The organism is Allobosea sp. TAF32 (genome assembly GCF_052113585.1).
GTDB lineage: Bacteria > Pseudomonadota > Alphaproteobacteria > Rhizobiales > Beijerinckiaceae > Allobosea.
This window is the reverse complement of record NZ_JBFRDM010000005.1, coordinates 209917-227773: the sequence shown is the minus strand read 5'-3', so window position 1 is coordinate 227773 and position 17857 is coordinate 209917. Positions and strand designations below refer to the sequence as shown.

The 17857-nt window shown below is 64.5% G+C and carries 18 protein-coding genes; 10 read left to right on the top strand and 8 right to left on the bottom strand.

The window, feature by feature from the left end; all coding sequences use genetic code 11:
• Positions 1 to 43: 43 nt before the first annotated feature.
• Entirely contained in the window at positions 44 to 1537 is a 1494-nt protein-coding gene (locus AB4Z16_RS12855) for an amidase (protein ID WP_441511738.1), read from the bottom strand.
• A 131-nt stretch (positions 1538 to 1668) separates the two neighbouring features.
• On the opposite strand from AB4Z16_RS12855, the gene AB4Z16_RS12850 reads away from it, so the two are divergent.
• The 4 genes from AB4Z16_RS12850 (at position 1669) to AB4Z16_RS12835 (ending at position 5075) form a co-directional block, all read left to right on the top strand.
• The gene (locus AB4Z16_RS12850; RefSeq protein ID WP_441511737.1) at positions 1669 to 2001 is read left to right on the top strand and encodes a DUF167 family protein; all 333 of its coding nucleotides are present in this window, start codon (positions 1669 to 1671) and stop codon (positions 1999 to 2001) included.
• Between the two features lie 69 nt (positions 2002 to 2070).
• Entirely contained in the window at positions 2071 to 2769 is a 699-nt protein-coding gene (locus AB4Z16_RS12845) for a carbonic anhydrase (RefSeq protein ID WP_441511736.1), read from the top strand.
• Positions 2770 to 3112: 343 nt separating this feature from the next.
• Positions 3113 to 3559: a tripartite tricarboxylate transporter TctB family protein gene (locus tag AB4Z16_RS12840; RefSeq protein ID WP_441511735.1), complete on the top strand. Its 447-nt coding sequence runs from the start codon at positions 3113 to 3115 to the stop codon at positions 3557 to 3559.
• A gap of 16 nt (positions 3560 to 3575) precedes the next feature.
• Positions 3576 to 5075 (top strand): tripartite tricarboxylate transporter permease, encoded by a 1500-nt coding sequence (locus AB4Z16_RS12835; protein WP_441511734.1) that lies wholly within the window; start codon positions 3576 to 3578, stop codon positions 5073 to 5075.
• A gap of 320 nt (positions 5076 to 5395) precedes the next feature.
• Here AB4Z16_RS12835 and AB4Z16_RS12830 read toward each other — a convergent pair whose 3' ends face one another.
• Entirely contained in the window at positions 5396 to 6370 is a 975-nt protein-coding gene (locus AB4Z16_RS12830) for a Bug family tripartite tricarboxylate transporter substrate binding protein (protein ID WP_441511733.1), read from the bottom strand.
• Between the two features lie 133 nt (positions 6371 to 6503).
• Here AB4Z16_RS12830 and AB4Z16_RS12825 point away from each other — a divergent pair, with 133 nt between their 5' ends.
• Positions 6504 to 7472: a D-2-hydroxyacid dehydrogenase gene (locus AB4Z16_RS12825; RefSeq protein ID WP_441511732.1), complete on the top strand. Its 969-nt coding sequence runs from the start codon at positions 6504 to 6506 to the stop codon at positions 7470 to 7472.
• On the opposite strand, the gene AB4Z16_RS12820 is transcribed toward AB4Z16_RS12825, so the two are convergent.
• Positions 7460 to 7972, bottom strand: a complete 513-nt coding sequence (locus AB4Z16_RS12820) for a MarR family winged helix-turn-helix transcriptional regulator (protein ID WP_441511731.1) — start codon at positions 7970 to 7972, stop codon at positions 7460 to 7462. The genes AB4Z16_RS12825 and AB4Z16_RS12820 overlap by 13 nt on opposite strands.
• A 173-nt stretch (positions 7973 to 8145) precedes the next feature.
• Here AB4Z16_RS12820 and AB4Z16_RS12815 point away from each other — a divergent pair, with 173 nt between their 5' ends.
• Genes AB4Z16_RS12815 through AB4Z16_RS12800 form a run of 4 tightly spaced genes read left to right on the top strand, consistent with a single transcriptional unit; the run spans position 8146 to position 12227 of the window.
• Positions 8146 to 8646, top strand: a complete 501-nt coding sequence (locus tag AB4Z16_RS12815; protein ID WP_441511730.1) for a flavin reductase family protein — start codon at positions 8146 to 8148, stop codon at positions 8644 to 8646.
• Between the two features lie 10 nt (positions 8647 to 8656).
• The gene (locus tag AB4Z16_RS12810; protein ID WP_441511729.1) at positions 8657 to 10012 is read left to right on the top strand and encodes an LLM class flavin-dependent oxidoreductase; all 1356 of its coding nucleotides are present in this window, start codon (positions 8657 to 8659) and stop codon (positions 10010 to 10012) included.
• 46 nt (positions 10013 to 10058) lie between these two features.
• Positions 10059 to 11258 (top strand): M24 family metallopeptidase, encoded by a 1200-nt coding sequence (locus tag AB4Z16_RS12805; protein ID WP_441511728.1) that lies wholly within the window; start codon positions 10059 to 10061, stop codon positions 11256 to 11258.
• Positions 11259 to 11285: 27 nt separating this feature from the next.
• The gene (locus AB4Z16_RS12800; RefSeq protein ID WP_441511727.1) at positions 11286 to 12227 is read left to right on the top strand and encodes an amidohydrolase family protein; all 942 of its coding nucleotides are present in this window, start codon (positions 11286 to 11288) and stop codon (positions 12225 to 12227) included.
• 64 nt (positions 12228 to 12291) lie between these two features.
• Here AB4Z16_RS12800 and AB4Z16_RS12795 read toward each other — a convergent pair whose 3' ends face one another.
• The 5 genes from AB4Z16_RS12795 to AB4Z16_RS12775 form a co-directional block, all read right to left on the bottom strand.
• On the bottom strand, positions 12292 to 13323 hold the full coding sequence (locus tag AB4Z16_RS12795) for an MsnO8 family LLM class oxidoreductase (RefSeq protein ID WP_441511726.1): 1032 nt from the start codon (positions 13321 to 13323) through the stop codon (positions 12292 to 12294).
• 55 nt (positions 13324 to 13378) lie between these two features.
• On the bottom strand, positions 13379 to 14335 hold the full coding sequence (locus AB4Z16_RS12790; RefSeq protein WP_441511725.1) for an ABC transporter substrate-binding protein: 957 nt from the start codon (positions 14333 to 14335) through the stop codon (positions 13379 to 13381).
• Entirely contained in the window at positions 14332 to 15102 is a 771-nt protein-coding gene (locus tag AB4Z16_RS12785; RefSeq protein ID WP_441511724.1) for an ABC transporter ATP-binding protein, read from the bottom strand. Before AB4Z16_RS12785 ends, AB4Z16_RS12790 begins: the two co-directional genes overlap by 4 nt.
• Entirely contained in the window at positions 15095 to 15859 is a 765-nt protein-coding gene (locus AB4Z16_RS12780) for an ABC transporter permease (RefSeq protein ID WP_441511723.1), read from the bottom strand. Before AB4Z16_RS12780 ends, AB4Z16_RS12785 begins: the two co-directional genes overlap by 8 nt.
• Before the next feature lie 335 nt (positions 15860 to 16194).
• Complete coding sequence (locus AB4Z16_RS12775) at positions 16195 to 17196, bottom strand: helix-turn-helix transcriptional regulator (RefSeq protein WP_441511722.1); 1002 nt, start codon at positions 17194 to 17196, stop codon at positions 16195 to 16197.
• A gap of 197 nt (positions 17197 to 17393) precedes the next feature.
• Between AB4Z16_RS12775 and AB4Z16_RS12770 the strand changes: the two genes are divergently transcribed.
• Positions 17394 to 17726, top strand: coding sequence for a helix-turn-helix domain-containing protein (locus AB4Z16_RS12770; RefSeq protein WP_441511721.1), 333 nt, complete (start codon positions 17394 to 17396; stop codon positions 17724 to 17726).
• The last annotated feature ends 131 nt before the right edge of the window (positions 17727 to 17857 follow it).

Here is a 17857-nt window from a genome sequence, read left to right as displayed (position 1 = left end):
GTGTTCTCCCCTTTTTTGATTGGTAATCTCTGCGCGTTCCTGCTCAGGCAAACCCCATGAAATTCGGGCTCTCGCTGATCGGCCGCGCCTTGGCGAGCCTGGCCAGATCCGGGACCGGCCGCGCCGTCAGCGCGTCGCCGGCAAGGGCCGCTTCCAGGGCGGCCGCCACCGCCAGAACCTTGGCATCGCCGCCGCGCGGCCCGACGATCTGGAGGCCGAAGGGCATGCCGTTGCGATCGAGCCCGACCGGCAGCGAGATCGCGGGATGGCCGACATTGGTGACGGCATAGGCGAGCGCGAGCCAATGGAAATAGGTCCGCGTCGGCTTGCCGTCGATCTCGGCCGGGAAGAGCTCCGTCCAGGGCCGCGGGCTCAGCGTCACCGCTGGCGAGAGGATGACGTCGTAGCGCTCGAAGAAGCGCTGCCAATGATGATAGATCACCGTCTGCTGCTTCATCGCCCTGGTCACGTCGAGGGCGGAATAGCCCAGCCCCTCCTCGACATTGGCGCGGACATTCGGCCCGACCATCTCGGGCGTGTCGCGCACCTTGTCGAGATGGCTGGCGAGGAAGTTGACCGCCCGCAGGATCTCGAAGACCTCGTCGGAGCCGTCGCAGTCCGGCGTCGCCTCCTCAGCCGCGTGGAAGAGATGGCTGAAGGCGCCGGTCTTCTCCGCGAAGCTCTCGCGGATCAGGCGCTCGGTCGGCGCGAAGCCGAAATCCGGCGTCAGCGCGACCTTGAGCGAGGCGAGATCGATGGCGTCGGGCCGGGCAAAATCCTCGGGGCTCCGCACCGTCTTGCCACGGATCGTCGTCGCCAGCGGGTCGGCGCCGTTGTCGGAGACCATGGTCGAGAGCAGCAGGCACAGATCCGGCACGTTGCGTGCCATCGGCCCGAGCACGGGCAGCGGGTTCCAGCCGAGGGGCCGCTTCTCGCTCGGCACCAGCCCCGGCGTCGGTCGGAACCCGACGATGCCGTTGAAGGCCGCCGGATTGCGCAGCGAGCCGCCCGTGTCGGAGCCGGTCGCGATCGGCACCATCCCCGTCGCCAGTGCGACGCCCGAGCCGCCGGAGGAGCCGGCTGCGCTCTTCGAGGGATCGAATGGGTTGCCGGTCGCGCCGTAGACGGCGTTGCGCGTATTGGCGCCCGCGCCCCATTCCGGCGTGTTGGTCTTGCCGGCAATGATCGCGCCGGCCTTGCGCACCGAGGCGACGATCAGCTGGTCCTCCTTCGGCACGAAATCGCGATAGAGCGCGCTGCCATAGGTGGTGCGCAGGCCCGCGACGTTCTCCAGATCCTTGATGCCGACGGGCAGGCCGTGCAGCGCGCCGAGCTTGCCGCCGCGCGCCGTCTCCTCGTCCGCGGCGGCCGCCGCCTTGCGCGCCGCCTCGTCGTCGCGCGCCACCATCGCATTCACGGCCGGATCGACCGCATCCATGCGACGGATGCAGCTTTCGAGCAGTTCGCGGGCGGACAATTTCTTGGCGCCGATGAGGGCACGCGCGTCGACGGCGCTGAGATCGCAGGGTTCGGTCAAGGCTCGGTCTCCGTTGCGCACGGGCCCTCGGAAGCGCTATGCCGCACGGGCCGGCGCCTCAGACTAGGCGACGACAGGCATATGTCCATGTGGCGGCGGCGCATGGCCGCCCCTTCCGGAAGAGAGGGCTCATGAGCGAGCCGACCGCCCGGCCTTGGCGCGAAACGGGGAAGGGCCTCGCCCTCGACGTCAGGCTGACGCCGCGCGGCGGGCGCGATGCGCTTGATGGCGTCGAGGCGCTCGCGGACGGCCGCCTCGTCCTGAAGGCCCGCGTCCGCGCCGCCCCGACGGATGGCGAAGCGAATGCCGCTCTGATCCCGCTGCTGGCCGGCGAGCTGCGGCTGCCCCGATCACAGCTTTCCATCGCGAGCGGGGCCACGGCACGGGTGAAAACCGTGGCTCTGCAAGGCGATGCCGCCGCCTTGGCCGCGGCGCTGGCCGCATGCCTCGACAGGGTCACCTAAGCGGGCTCGCCGATCCCGCGCCGCAACATCGACTTGACGAAAGCCGCGGTTTCCTGTTCCAGAAGGGCCATGGACAAGCCTGCAGAGCCATTCCCGCAGCGCCTGACGGAAGGCTACCGTGCCTTCCTCGACGACCGTTTCCTCCGCGAAAAGGACCGATACGAAGAGCTCGGCGAGCACGGCCAGACGCCGAAGATCATGCTGATCGGCTGCTGCGACTCGCGCGTTTCGCCGGAAGTCATCTTCGATGCGCGTCCGGGCGAGATGTTCGTCGCCCGCAATATCGCCAATCTCGTGCCGCCTTTCCAGCCGGACGACCAGCTCCACGGCACCTCGGCGGCACTTGAATATGCCGTGCAGGCCCTCAAGGTCCGGCATATCGTCGTGCTCGGCCATGGCCGCTGCGGCGGCATCCGCGCCTTCGCCGACGACAGCCAGCAGGCTCTCTCGCCGGGCGACTTCATCGGGAAATGGATCACCCTGATCGGCCCGGCCGCCGAACGCACTGGCGGGCGCGGCCGCAACGAGAACTTCGACGACTATCTCCAGCGGCTGGAGCTCGCCTCGATCCAGCAATCGCTCGCCAATCTCCGCACTTTCCCTTGCGTCCAGATCCTGGAGAGCAAGGGCAGGCTGCACCTGCACGGCGCCTATTTCGCCGTCGCAACCGGCGTGCTGATGATCCTCGACCCGGGCACCGGCCAGTTCATCCCGGCCGTCGGCGAGATGCCCAAGCGCGTCCAGCAGATCCGTTGCTCTGAGGCATGAGCCCCTGCGTCATGCTCGGGCATGATCCGAGCATGGTGGCAATCGGCGTCCCTCCTTCTCAGGTGGAGTCCGCGCGTCGCTCCTGACGCAACCGCGCTCCCGCACTCTCCTTGCGAATCTCACCGAGGCTGAACCAGTCTCGAAAGATGAGGCTGGTCCGAGGCGCCGCGTCTGCGGACGAGCGGCCGCGCCGCCGGACGCGCGCCGCCCGTGACCGAGCCCTCGCCTTGCCAAGCCGCATATAAAGGTAGTATACCAACAATCGGTAGGCTGCCATACCCGGCTGCCGCCCAAACAAACCGGACCGATAACGGCCGAAAAGAAAAATGTTGGGGGGACAAGTATGGCGAAGCGGTCTGCGGACCTCTGGTCCGGCCTTTTGCTGATTGCGGTCGGCCTGTTCGGCTCGGTCTGGGCCTATATCTACTACCCGATAGGAAGTGCGGTCCGGATGGGACCGGCCTATTTTCCGGTTATCCTCGGCGCCTTGCTGGCATCGCTCGGCCTGATCATCGCCCTCAACGCGCTGGCAGCCGGTGGGCCGCAGATTGGCCGCTTCCACTGGCGGCCGCTGGTCCTCATTCTCGCGGCCATCGCAGGCTTCGGTTATCTCGTCGGCCCATGCGGGCTGCTCGTCGCGATCGTCGTGCTTGTTTTGATCGGCGCCGCTGCCGGCCACGAATTCCGTTGGAAGGAAGTCGCATCCCTCGCCGCGGCGATGGCGATCTTCTCGGCGCTCATCTTCGTGAAAGTGCTGAGCCTGCCGTTCCCTGTCTGGCCATCATTCTGAGCGGGTTGAAGACGCCATGGATATCGTCGGCAATCTTTGGTTGGGTTTCTCTGTCGCGGCATCGCCGCTCAACTTGCTGTTTGCGCTGATCGGCGCCTTGCTCGGCACATTGATTGGCGTCCTTCCCGGCGTCGGTCCGCTCGCCACCATCGCGATGCTGTTGCCGATCACCTTCAATCTCGATCCGACCGGCGCCCTCATCATGCTCGCCGGCATCTATTACGGCGCGCAATATGGCGGCTCCACCACCGCGATCCTCGTCAATCTGCCGGGCGAAGCGACATCGGTCGTCACCTGTCTCGACGGCTATCAAATGGCCCGCCGGGGGCGCGCCGGCCCTGCGCTCGCCATCGCCGCGCTCGGCTCCTTCTTCGCCGGCTGCGTCGCCACGCTCGTCATTGCCTTCGCAGCGCGCCCGCTCGCGGAACTGGCGCTGGCCTTTGGGCCTGCGGAATATTTCTCGCTGGTCGTGCTCGGCCTGGTGACTTCGGTGGTGCTCGCCAATGGCTCGTTGCTCAAAGCCGTGGCGATGACTCTGCTCGGCCTCATGCTCGGCCTCGTCGGCACGGATGTCACGACCGGCACGCTGCGCTTCACATTCGGCATACCGGAATTGTCGGATGGCATCGGCTTCGTGATCGTGGCCATGGGCATTTTCGGCGTCGCCGAGATCATTCTGAATCTCGAGCAAAGGGAGGAGCGAGAGATCTTCGTCAACAAGGTCAGCCATCTCTATCCGACCAAGGACGATCTGAGGCGCTCCTGGAAGCCGGTTCTCCGCGGAACGGCGCTCGGCTCCGCGCTCGGGATCCTGCCCGGCGGCGGCGCGCTGCTTGCGTCCTTTGCCGCCTACACGCTCGAAAAGAAGATCTCGAAACATCCCGAGCAATTCGGCAAGGGTGCTATCGAGGGCGTCGCGGCGCCGGAATCGGCCAACAATGCCGGCGCGCAGACCTCGTTCATTCCAATGCTCACACTCGGCATTCCCGGCAATGCGGTGATGGCGATGATGATCGGGGCGATGATGATCCAGGGCATCGCGCCAGGCCCGCAGGTGATGACGCAGAAGCCGGAGCTCTTCTGGGGCCTCATCGCTTCGATGTGGATCGGAAACCTGATGCTGGTCGTGCTCAACCTGCCGCTCATCGGCATGTGGATCAGGCTTCTGAGTGTTCCCTACCGGCTGCTGTTCCCGGCGATCCTGGTGTTCATCGCCATCGGGGTGTTCAGCCTGTCGAACAGCGCATTCGATTGCCTGTTGCTGGCGCTCTTCGGTCTGCTGGGCTACGCCTGCGTCAAGCTGGCGTTCGAACCGGCGCCGCTCATCCTTGGTTTCATTCTCGGACCGATCATGGAGGAATATCTGCGGCGCGCGATGCTGCTCTCGCGCGGCGACCCGATGACGTTCCTCTATAGCCCGCTGAGCGCGTTCTTCCTGGCGATGTCGATCTTGCTCATGATTCTGGTGGTGCTGCCGGCGATCAAAAGCAAGCGCGAGGAAACGTTTGTTGAATGACATCCCTGCATGCTGCGCGCAGCCGAGCATGGCCGCGACGCGCAGCATTCAGACATGTCCCTCGGGCATTTAGCTGCACTGATCCCGCAGGCGGCGAGTCCCGATTGACGAGCGACGGCCGGCTCCAGGAACTGATCGCACTCGGCCCAAATCCGGCTCGTCCTCGATCGTTAGCCCCGCCGTAACCAGACCCCATGCGCAATTCCATTCCGCCAGCCACATCGGAACGGAAGCGACGATTGCGAAGAAGAGACCGCCGCACCAGAGATCCCGTCGACCTCGGATGCGGCGGCCATCGGCTTTCGCCAGCCTATTGCACTTCACTGCGCCTTGATGTTGGCCGCCTTGATCAATGATTGCCACTGCGCGAAGTCGGCGCGCATGATCCTGCCCATCTCATCCGCGCTTGTCGGCGCCGGATCGAGCCCGGCGGCGGCGAACCGCCCGCGCACATCGGGAGCCTGCAGCGCCTTGGTGATCTCGCCGTTGAGTTTTGCGACCAGATCCGGCGGCGTGGCCGCCGCCGCCAGGACGCCGATCCAGGAATTGACGCTGAACCCCGGCACGCCCGCTTCCGACACCGTCGGAATATCAGGCATGGAGGGCGAGCGTTTCGGGTCTGTCATTGCAAGCGCGCGCACCATCCCGGAGCGAACGAGCGGCAGCACCGCGCCGGTATCGACGATGCCGACCATCACCTCGCCCGACGCGACCGCGACCGAAGCGGGCGAGCCGCCCTTATAGGGGATCGCGAGCATATCGAGCCCGGCCTCGCGCTTGAGCAATTCGCCCGCAAGATGCGGCAGGCTTCCCGGTCCCGGAATGCTGTAGGTGACGTAGCCCGGCCGCTCCTTCGCATATGCGATGAGATCCTTGACCGAATTGACCGTCATCTTCGCATTCACGGCCAGCACCAGCGGACTGATCGCCGCCATGGAGATCGGCGTCAGATCCTTCAGCGGATCGTAGCGCAGTTGCTCGAAATGCGGATTGACGGTTAGCGCGCCGGTAGAAATCACGGCAAAGGTATAGCCGTCCGCCGGCATTCGGATCATCGCTTCGATGCCGATCGCGCCGTTGGCTCCCGGGCGATTGTCGACGATCACCGGCTGGCCGAGATTTTCTTGCAGCTTCTGACCGAGGGTGCGGGCTATCAGATCCGAGCTGCCGCCCGGCGCATAGGGCACGATGATGTGCAGCGGCTTGCTGGGGAAAGATTGGCCAAACCCCGTCGTGGTCGCACCCGCCATGAGCCCGGCGCCAAGCCATCGAGAAACCGCCCGTCGTGTAAGCATTCATCCCTCCCGTTTCATTGAGCCAGACGCTGCTGGCCGGTTCGTTGGCCCAGGCATGGCCGGGCTTTTTGATTGTATGCCGATCATTGGCATGCCATCAATATCGAAAGCTCGCATCGCAGCTGGGGAAACCATGAAAGTCATCGTTTGGACGTCGCAGGCCGCGTCCGATCTTGCGCGAGGTCTGCAAGCGCTCGGCGCCGAAGTCGCGCGGGTCGATGACCAGGCCGGCTTCGCCGCCGCGCTGCCAGGCGCCCGCGCGCTCGTCACGATGAGCCAGCTGCGCGACGCGCAGACGGCGCGGGCGCTGCATGATCTGGGCGCGGATATTCGCTGGGTTCAGCTTCTGCTCTCGGGCTACGACGCGGCGCGCGTGCACGGAATTCCCGCCGCCGCCCGGCTGACGACCGTCGGCGATGCCTATGCCAGCGCGGTTGCGGAACATGCGATGGCGCTCATGCTTGGCCTCGCGCGTCGGCTCGATCTGTCGTTTGCGCGCCAAGCCGCCTGCGCCTGGGCTCCGGACTACGCCGACCGCATGCAAGCGCTCGACGGCGCGGTCCTCACCGTCGTCGGGCTCGGGGCAATCGGACGGGAGATCGCGCGCCGGGCGCGCGCCTTTGGCATGCGCATCATCGGCGTCAAGCGCCAGGCGATGCCCGATCCGCTAGCCGACGAGGTCTATGGCACCAACGAACTCGACGGCGCACTCGCCCGTGCCGACATCATCGTCCTCGCCGCGCCCCTCACCTCCGAAACGCGGCACATGATCGGCGCGAGACAATTGGCGATCTGCAAACCGACGGCGCTGCTGGTGAATGTCGGGCGCGGCGCGCTCGTCGACTCTGCGGCGCTGCGCTACGCGTTGCACAACAACGAACTTGGCGGTGCCGGGCTCGACGTCACCCATCCCGAGCCGCCGGCGGAAGACGACCCGCTCTGGGACTGCCCGAATTTGATCCTGACACCGCATATGGGCGGGCGCGGACATGCGCCGTCGCTGGCGCGGGCGGTCGAGCTGGTGATCGAGAACGCCGGCCGCTTCATCGCCGCCAGACCGCTGCTGAACGAGATCGACGATCCGGCGATCTATGGTCCGTGAACCCGTCCGCCGGCCGGCTGCTCCGGCGTTTCCGCAGCAAGAGCGGCAATGGACGCAGGCGGCTCGAAGCCGACAAGCCGGCGCATGATGTGGAAGAACTGGCCCCGCTCTTCATCCGACAGCGGCGCGAGGATATCCGTCTGGGATCGCCGCACAGCGTCCTGAAGCGCCAGCACAAGCCGCTTTCCGGGCGTCGACAGGCTCAGCACGCGCGCTCGCGCATCGACACGCGAGCGATCGCGGCGCACCAGATTGCGCCGCTCCAACCCGACGAGAATGCGCCCGACTGTGACGCGATCGAGCGCGATGAGATCCGCTAGCGTCGCCTGGTCGATCTTCGGATGCAGGTAAAGCACCGTAAGAACCAGATGCTGCGGCGCCGTCACCTTGTAGGCCGCCAGCTTGGCCTCGATGTCGGCGACAGTAATCTGATGCGCGCGCCGGATGAGAAAGCCAGGCTTGTCCCTCAGGTCGGCAATATCCGCAATCTCATCAAGCATGGCCCGCGCTTTGCGAAATCGGTGAACACCGCATCAATATGCCTTTCAGCTCCCGCCGACAACGATGTCCGGCTCGATCCCATCCGCAGAGAAGCGGCTTGACAGTTAGGTAGCATACTTATCATATTAATACGCATGCTACCTATTGTCTCATACCGCGGAGACTTGTGACGATGGACGCCGCCGCTTTCAGATGCGCGATGCGCAATGTCACTGGCACGGTTGCGGTCATCGCCGTAGGCAAGGAAAAGGGTCAACGGACCGGATTGACCGCGACGTCGATCTGTTCGCTATCCGACGATCCGCCCGCCCTGCTTGTCTGCGTCAATCGAAACGCCAGCGCTCACTCCCGCATTCGCGCCGATCGTTGCTTCAGCGTGAACGTGCTGGCGGAAGATCAGCAGATGCTGGCCAACCGCTTCGCCGGCCGCGAACAGATCGCCGGCGAAGCGCGCTTTGCAAGCGACCAATGGACCACGCTCCAAACCGGAGCGCCCGTTCTGCTCGATGCGATCGCGGTGTTCGATTGCGAGCTCTCAAGCGAATACCAGACGCCGACCCACTCGATTTTCGTGGGGCTCGTCCGCGACGCCCGCGGGCAGATCGCCGAGGCGCCGCTGGTTTATCTGCGCGGAGCCTATGCCGCGGTCCGGCCATCCCCGGCACACCGTTGAAAGGCGCCACATGATGCGATCTCGCGACACGATGACGCTCGGCCTGTTCTTCAACCACACCGGCCATCACGTCGCGTCCTGGCGCCATCCCGACGCGCAAGCCGATGCGGGCGTCAACATTCGCCACTATCTCGACATGGCGAGAACGGCCGAGCAGTCGAAATTCGACTTCCTGTTCTTCGCGGATCAGGTAGCCGTGCGCGAGGCGCATCCGGACGCGCTCAGCCGGTCGGCGCAGTATACCGCGCATTTCGAGCCTCTCACGCTCTTGTCGGCGCTGTCGGTTGTGACCGACCGGATCGGACTCGTGGCGACCGCCTCGACGAGCTACAACGAGCCCTATCATCTGGCGCGCAAATTCGCGTCGCTCGACCATCTCAGCGGCGGCCGCGCCGGCTGGAACGTCGTTACCTCAACCGCGCATGCCGAGGCCCGAAATTTCGGGCGCGACCAGCATTATGGCCACGCCGAGCGTTATGACCGGGCGCATGAATTCCTCGACGTCGTCCGCGGGCTCTGGGACAGCTGGGATGATGACGCTTTCCTGCGCGACAAGCAGAGCGGCGCTTATTTCGATCCGGCAAAGCTGCATGCGCTTGAACACCGGGGCAGGCACTTCAGCGTTCGCGGGCCGCTGAATGTTCCGCGACCGATTCAAGGCCATCCGGTCATCGTCCAGGCCGGTTCCTCCGAAGATGGCCGTGAGTTCGCCGCCGCGACGGCCGAGATCGTCTTTACGGCCGAAATGGACCTCGCCAGCGCGCAGCAATATTACCGCGACGTGAAAGGCCGCATGGCGCGTTACGGCCGCCGCCCCGAACATCTGCATGTGCTCACGGGCATCAACCCGATCGTCGGCCGAACGGAGGCCGAAGCGAACGAGAAGCACGCGCACATGCAGTCGCTCATCCATCCGGTCGTCGGACGCGAAATCCTGTCGACCATGCTCGGCGGCGCGGATCTTTCATCCTGTTCGCTCGACGGTCCGCTGCCTGATCTGCCGCCGACGGACGCCAGCAAGAGCGGCCTCTATCAGAATATCGTCAAGCTGGCGCAGCGCGAAAAGCTGACGATCCGCCAGCTCTATCTCAGACTTGCGGGAGCGCGCGGAAAGCTGACGATCAAGGGATCGGTCGAGCAGGTCGTCGACAAGATGGAAGAGTGGTTCCGGCAAGGCGGCAGCGACGGATTCATCGTTCAACCCTCGTATTTGCCCGGCAGCCTCGACGAATTCGCCACGCTGGCTCTGCCGGAGCTGCAGCGGCGTGGCCTGTTCCACCGCGACTATGACGGCGAAACCTTGCGCGACGGGCTGGGCCTGCCGCGCCCTGAAAGCCGCTACAAGCTGACGCCTCGGTTCCCTTGATCGTCGTCTTCATCCACCCGCGGCCACAATCGGGAATCGCGCGCCAATGAGCATGATCGACAGATTCTCCGACCCAACCCCGCGCGCCGAAATGGAGCGCCGGTGGAGGGCCGTTCGCGAGGGCATGCGTGCGCGAAAGCTCGACGCCCTGATCGTCCAAGGCGCCAACAACCTCGCCGCCGGCGGCGGCTATTTTCGCTGGTTCACCGGCCTTGGCGCATTGCCGAACCCGGCGCAGACGCTGATCGTACCGGCCGACGGTCTCATGACTCTCGTCTCCCATGGAGCCGCCGGGCGCGTCGTCGATCTCGAAGATCGCGATGAGACGTTGCCCGGCGTCGGCCGCCGCGTGTTCACCGCGAATTTTCCCATGGTTCGATATGCCGCCCAACAGGACGCGGAAGCAGTCGCCGCCGAGATTGCGCGCTCTGGCTTTCAAGCGGTCGGGCTTGTCGGCGCGAACGCCATGTATCACGGCTTCGCGTCCGGGCTTCAGAGACGCGCCGGCAATATCAGCTGGTCCGACGCCAGCGACCTTGTCGACGATGCGCGCGCCGTCAAAAGCGAGGTCGAGCTCGACTTCATTCGCCGCGCGGCCGCCATGCAGGACGACATCTTCGCGCGTATCGGCGCGTTCATCCAGCCCGGCATGCGCGATTTCGAAGTGATGGCCTGCGCCTATTATCTCGGCCAGACGATGGGCAGCCAGACCGGCTATTTTCTCGGCTCCTCGGCCGCGGCGGGCGCACCGACCCCAATGCTCATCCGCCCGTTCCATGGCCGCACGCTGCGCGAGGGCGACACGTTGCTGCTGCAGGCGGAGAATAGCGGGCCAGGTGGATATTTCGTCCATATCGCCCGGTATTTCACGCTCGGCAAGGCGCCGGCCGAATTAACCGACGGCTTCGCCCGCATGGCCGAGGCGCAGGATTTCACCGTGTCGCTTCTCTCGGCCGGCGCACGGTGCGACGAAATCCTCGCAGCCTACAACGACTATATGGTCCGTCGCGGCTTTCCGCCGGAGCGCCGCGTCCATTGCCATGGCCAGGGTTGCGACGCCGTGGAACGACCGCTGGCGCATGCCGAGGAGACGATGGCGATCGCGCCCGGCATGAATATCGGCATCCATCCGAGCCTCTCGACCGACCGGCTGTTCGTGACCGTCTGCGACAATTTCCTGACCCGGTCCGACGGCATCGCCGAGCGGCTGCACAAGACGCCTCGCAGGATCGTCGAATTGAACTGAGGCTCCCGGGCTATCGAGGATCGAAGCATGTCGTCCGACATTGTCGCCGTTGAAGAGCATTTTTGGACGCCGAGACTGCGCGATCTGCGGCGCGGCCATGACGTGATGAGCAGCGCCGCACTCGACGCGGCGCTCACCGATCTTGGAGCCGGCCGCATCGCCGCGATGGACGCCGCCGGCATCGGCGTGCAGATTTTATCCGAAGTGGAGCCTGGAGCGCAGAATTTCGAGGCTGTGGACTCCGTCCGGCTTGCGCGGTTGTCGAACGATCTTCTGGCCGCAGCGGTGGAGCGCCACCCCGACCGCTTCTGCGGCCTTGCCATGTTGCCGACCCCGGATCCGAAGGAGGCGGCCAGGGAGCTTGAACGACGCGTTTCCGCAAACGGATTCCGCGGCGCCATGATCCATGGGCTGACCCGCGGCGAGTTCATCGACGCGCGCAAATATTGGGGCATTTTCGAGCGCGCGGAAGGATTGGGCGTTCCGATCTATATCCATCCGGCGACGCCCGCCGCTCCGGTGATAGATGCCTATTACAAGGATTATCCGGTCCTGATCCGCGGCGCGCTCGGCTTCACGGTCGAGGCGGCGACGATAGCGATGCGGCTGGTGCTCAGCGGCGCGCTGGACGCATTCCCGAAACTGCAGATCGTGCTTGGCCATCTCGGCGAGGGCCTGCCCTTCATGATGGAGCGTTGCGACGCGATCATCGCCCGGCATGTCACGATGAAGCGGCGGTTCCGCGAGTATTTTCGCGGCCATTTTCATCTGTCGACGAGCGGCAAATTCTCCCACCCCGCCCTCGCCTGCGCTCTGGCGGAAATCGGCCCCGAGCGCGTGCTGTTCGCCGTCGATTATCCGTTCTGGTCGAACACCGAGGCACGCGCTTTCATCGATTCCGCTGCGATCAGCGACCTGGATCGCGACAGGATCATGTCGGCGAATGCGCGGGCCCTGTTCGCGCTCTGATCCAACGCGCGCAGCGTCGGATAGAGCATCGACGGCGCGATTTCGGGCAAGCCGTCAGGCGAACCTATGGCCGGACGGCGCCGCGACGAGATTGCCCGACAGCAGCGGCAAGAAGTTCGTAGTTGCGCAAGCGGAGCCCGGGATCGTCCAGAAAATCCTGGATCATGAACTCGTCGATTCCGGTCCGCTCCGCCATGCGCGACAGCGTTGCCATCACGCGCTCCGGCGTGCCGATGACATAGGCGGGCCACTCGGCGGTCTCTGCGGGGATCATTCCGCCCATGATGGCGATCGCTTCGTCGAGATCGGGCAGATGCGGCACCATGACCCGTTCCGGAGACCGCCGAAGCTTGAACACCGCGCGCACCGGCATGGCAAGCCGCTCCGCCTCCTCCTGTGTCTCGCCGACGATGACGCGCACGGCGATGAAGGCCTGCGGGGTGCCGATGCCGGCAGCGTAGCGGGAAGGCGTGAAGTTCCTTGCATAGGCAGCCGCCGCATGCGGAGCCTGTTCGGGCTTATGAAAGGCGCTGCAGGCGAGGCCGAGGCCCAGGGCCGCAGCCCTCTCGGCGCTTTCCTCGCTGACAGCGAGGATCCACGGCAGTGGTCCGGGAGGCTCGTCCGGCATGATCCGGATGCCGCGAAAGGGCGAAGCGGCGGGCAGATCATTGCCGAGCCAGCCGATCAGTTCCTCGACATGCGCAGCATGGTCGTCCGGAACCGAAGCATCCCGCAGTCGCTGCAGGGCGTGGTCGGCCAGCGGACCTGCCGTGGCGCGGCCGATCCCGACATCGATGCGGCCGGGAAACAGAGCGCTCAAGGTGCGCATCGCCTCGGCGACCTTGTAGGGGCTGTAATGGTTCAGAAGCACGCCGCCGACCCCGATCCTGATCCGCGAGGTCGCGCCGGCCAGCGCCGCGGCGAAGACCTCCGGTGCGGGGTTGGCCTCGAAGGCGACGTCGTGATGCTCGACGACCCAATAGCGGGTGAAGCCGAGCTGCTCGGTCGCCCGCGCCATGGCGATCGCTGTCCGCAGAGCATCGCCGGAAGTGCCGCCTTTCGGCAGCACGATGGGATCGAGAATCGAAAGGCGCATGATTCCGGTACCGGGCATAGGCGGCGCCGGCCGAGCCGACCGGCGCCGCGCTGGCTTACTTCAGGGTGAAGGCGGAAGGTGCGACAAGGCTCGTCTTGACGTCGATCGCCTTGGCCTTGGGCAGCATGCCCGCCTGGATCATGAAGTCCTGATCTTCGGACAGATTGGCGATGTCGGCCTCGGTCATCGCGGGCGTGAAATCATAGAGAGGCATCTGCGCGCGTGCATCCTCGATGGAGATCTTCTGCTCCTTCGCCGCGATCGCCAGCGCCTCCTCCGGGTTCTTGGCCATGAAGTCGAGAGCCTTGCGATGGGCCTCGAAATAGGCGGCGAGCAGATCGGGATGCTGTTCGACAAAAGCCGTGCGGGCCCCGATCACCGTCGTCGGCTTGATCAGTCCTTCGCCACTGGTCAGCGCCTTGCCGCCGGCCTTCTCGACCAGGGTGACGTTGGCGCCGGCAAGCGTCGCGACGTCGACCTGGCCGGCGAGCAGGGCCGCCCGCGCCGCCGGCAGGTCCATGTTGATGTATTCGACGTCGTTCAGCGTCAGCTTCTGCGAGGCGAGCGCCGCGACCAGCAGCTGGTTCAGCACCGTGCCCTTCGGCCCGGCGATCTTCTTGCCCTTGAGATTGGCGATCTTCGTTGGGCCATCCGCACGGGTCATCAGGAAATAGGCCTTGGGCGAGCGGGCATAGGCCGCCACGACCTTGAGGTCGACACCATTGGCGCGCGCGAGGATCGCCGAGGTGCCGCCGAGCACGCTGGCGATATCGATTTCGCCGGCAGCGAGGGCCTGCGTCTGCTGGGCACCCGAGGTGATCTCGGGATTCTCCACCTTGATGCCGAACTTGGCGAAGGCCTCGTCGAGATAGCCCTTCTCGCGCATCACGATGGACGGCACGTTGAAGGGCGCGGTCACATAGGTGACGCGGACCGTCTTCGGTTTGTCCGCGGCCACCGCGGGGCCGATCAGCAATGCGAGCGCAAGGCCCAGGGCAGCGAGACGTTTCATCGGGAGGGCTCCTTGTCGAGGGCGGGATGCATTGCGGATGCGGAGTTCCGCCCTGGTGCGGTGAGATTGGCGAGGATGCGCCGGCGGTGATCATTCACGGCGGTCGCCGTCGGATCGCGCGGGAACGGCAGATCGATCGGTTCATGGCCAACGACACGGCCCCGCTCGAGCTCGAGCACATGCTGACCGAGCAGGACGGCTTCCTCGACATCATGGGTGACGAAGACGATGGTCGGCCGCTTCTTCTGCCAGATCGCGATCAGTTCGTTCTGCATGGCGCGGCGGGTGAAGGCGTCGAGCGCTGCGAAGGGCTCGTCGAGCAGCAGCAGATCCGGTTCCGTCACCAGGGCTCTGGCGATCGCGACGCGTTGCGCCATGCCGCCCGATAGCTGGCTGGGCATGGCGTCGGCGAAGGCGGACAGCCCGACGGTTTCGAGAGCGGCGCGGCTGCGTTCCTCGGCGACCGAGGCGGGCAAGCGTCGGCGCAGGCCGAAGGCGACATTGCTGAGCGCGTCGAGCCAGGGCATCAACCGTGCCTCCTGAAAGACGACACCCGTTCGCACGGGGCCGGCCTGGCGCATCAGCTCACCGCTGGTCGGCAGCTCGAGGCCGGCGAGAAGGCGCAGCAAGGTGGTCTTCCCGCAGCCGCTGCGGCCGACCACAGTCGTCATCGAGCCCCGCGGGAAGGCCAGATCGACGTCGGCGAGGGCGACGACCTCCGTCTCGCCCAACCGATAGGTCTTGCCGAGATGGCGCGCCTCAAGCACGCGCCATCTCCAGATCGCCGGACAGCCAGCTTGCCTTGCGGCTGATGAGGTATCGAAGCAGGTGATCGCTGATGAGACCGAGCACTCCGATCACCAGGATGCCGGCCAGGACGATGTCGGTGCGCGCGAGGTTCTCCGCGTCGACGATCATGTAGCCGAGGCCGGCGGAGGAGGCGATGAGCTCGGCGCCGACCAAGGCCCGCCAGCTATAGCCGAGGCCGATGCGCAGGCCGACCACGATCGACGGCAAGGCCGAGGGGAGGACGATCCGCAGCATGATCTCGGCGGGGCTGAAACCGTAGACCGTTCCGACATCGATGAGCTTGCGGTCGACGGCTGCGATGCCGCCGCGCACACCCAGGAAGATCGGGAAGAAGCAAGACAGAACGATGATCCCGATCTTCTGCGTCTCGCCGATGCCGAGCCACAGGATCAGCAGCGGCATCATTGCCAGCGGCGGGATCTGGCGAAGGAACTCCAGCAGCGGCTCGACCATGCGGCGTAGCGCGCCGCTGAGGCTGAACAGCAGCGCGACGGGAACGGCCAGGCCGATCGCGACCAGATAACCCGCGCCGACACGCTTCAGACTGACCAGCATATGCTTGGCGAGGACACCCGAGCCGGCCAGTTCGATCAGCGTTTCCAGCACGGTCCGCGGCGACGGCAGCAGGAAGGGCGTAACCCAGCCGGAGGTGCTCGCCACGTGCCACGCGGCCAGCGTCGCGACAAAAACCGCCAGCGTTGAAAGTCGTGGCATTCAAGGTGACCAGAAATCGAAAGTGCTTGCCCTGTAGTCGTCTGAGCAGGAATAGCAAGCGAAAGCCTCTTGAATAGAATTATTCTAAACCAAAAATACCAAACCGAATTGAGAGATGCTCAAAATCAGAAACGCGAATTTGGATTCACCTCAAGTATAAAACGTACACTTCGATATATACGTCGGAACATGATGTTAAACATCTATGCAGGCAGTTTCCGCGTTCGCGTCCACACATCGTCAGGGCTCGACGATCGCTCAACGCAATGCGCGCGGCCGGACATCGGCAGAGCGTCGCAGACACCAAGGCCAAGCGGCGGACGGAGACGGCGAGGCTATCGCGATCTCGCTTCATCGCGAAAACGACGCGGGGTCGTACCTGACATGCGGCGGAATGCGCGGGTGAAGTGCGCCGGGTCCGCGTAGCCTGCGGCAAACGCCACGTCGATCACTTTGACGTCCGTCGTCAGCAGAAGCTTGGCCGCTTTTTCAAACCGGGCGGCCTCGAGCAGTTCCGAGTAGGTGAGGCCGGCGACCGAGAGCCGGCGCTGAAGGCTCCGGACGCTGGTCCCCGCCATCTCGGCGATCTCCGCGACGCTCGGAACCCCTTCGTCCAGATAGGAGGGCAACATCAACCTGAGTGCACCGATGATTTCCCCCCCGGCCGGCCCGACATCCTCGTCGAGAAAATCAAGCGGCACCTCGCTCACACGGCCGGGAAATCCCATGAAGGAGAGCGGCACTTCGATCCACGAAGCAAATTGTCCGGAAAGAAACCGCGTATTGGGCCATCGGGCTTGGGTTTCTGCGCTTGGACGGTAGCGAGCTTCGAATGCTATTGTTGCGGGCTTCCATTCGGGCCCAGCGAATTGTTGTACGATATGAATCGAAAAAATATTCTGAAGCCACTGCGAATGTTCGAGGTGAGGGATGCCTGATGTGCCGATCAGCTTGCTGCATACCTTGATATGATCATCGGCCCGTTCGAGCCACATATTGAGAACGTTGTCCTCCAGCGTCGCCCATTTGCAGACTTGCTGCAGAGCGGTGAACAGCGTCGGTGAACATCCGATGACCGCCCGGAACTTCGCGCTGAGGTGGCAAAACTGAAGTCGCTTCGCTGCCTGAAATCCGAAATCCACGATACCTTGCGATCTCTGTGCTTCCTCGGCGAATTCAACCGCGCGCAGCAGAGGCATGAAATCGTCTGCCTTCTCCTCGAGCGAAGTGGGAAGCCGGGATTTTTCCAGCAATGATGCAGTAGGAGCGCCAATCTCATCGCAGATATCGGCGAAAGGGATGACGAATTGGCAGCGTGCTAAAGGAATATTTCTCATAACGATCGCCTCCCCCAAGGCTACCCGACGGAACTACTTCTCGTATCAATGCCAGGCCATGATCTACCTGTTACGAAGCGAAATCTCTCGCCATCCCGATTTTGGCGGGCGATGGCCAGACGAGTGATCTAATCGATCGTTAATTGGCACGCTGAGTGGACGGAGACACGAAGGTTTCGGCCCTTCGTGACAAGATAATGAAGCTCGGACATATCCCCTCCGAACACGCAGTGCGAGAAGCTGTCGCGGCGTCATTGCAGAGTGGCGCATCCCTTCGACATATTGCAAGTCGACTCGGAGTTAGCGCCCGCTCACTTCAACGGCACCTGGCAGCGCAGGCAACCAGTCATAGCGAAATCGTCGCCGAAGTCCGGCTTGCCACCGCCTGCCGCCTGCTGACTGAAACCAACGAGACGATTTCGCGGATTGCTCTGCTCCTCGGCTATACCGGCCCGACCAGCTTTTCCCGCAGCTTCAGGCGCCTTATGAAAACCCAGCCTGCACGTTACAGGCGGCAGCAACGCAAATGACGGCGCTTCAGCTCAAACGCCGGCATTGAGCACTTTCGCGCACACGCGCTTTTGGCGCGAAATGGCAAGATTCCGTGCGAGCGGGGACGCCAAATGCCCAAGCTTAAATCGCCGTCGCCGAAGCGCAATAT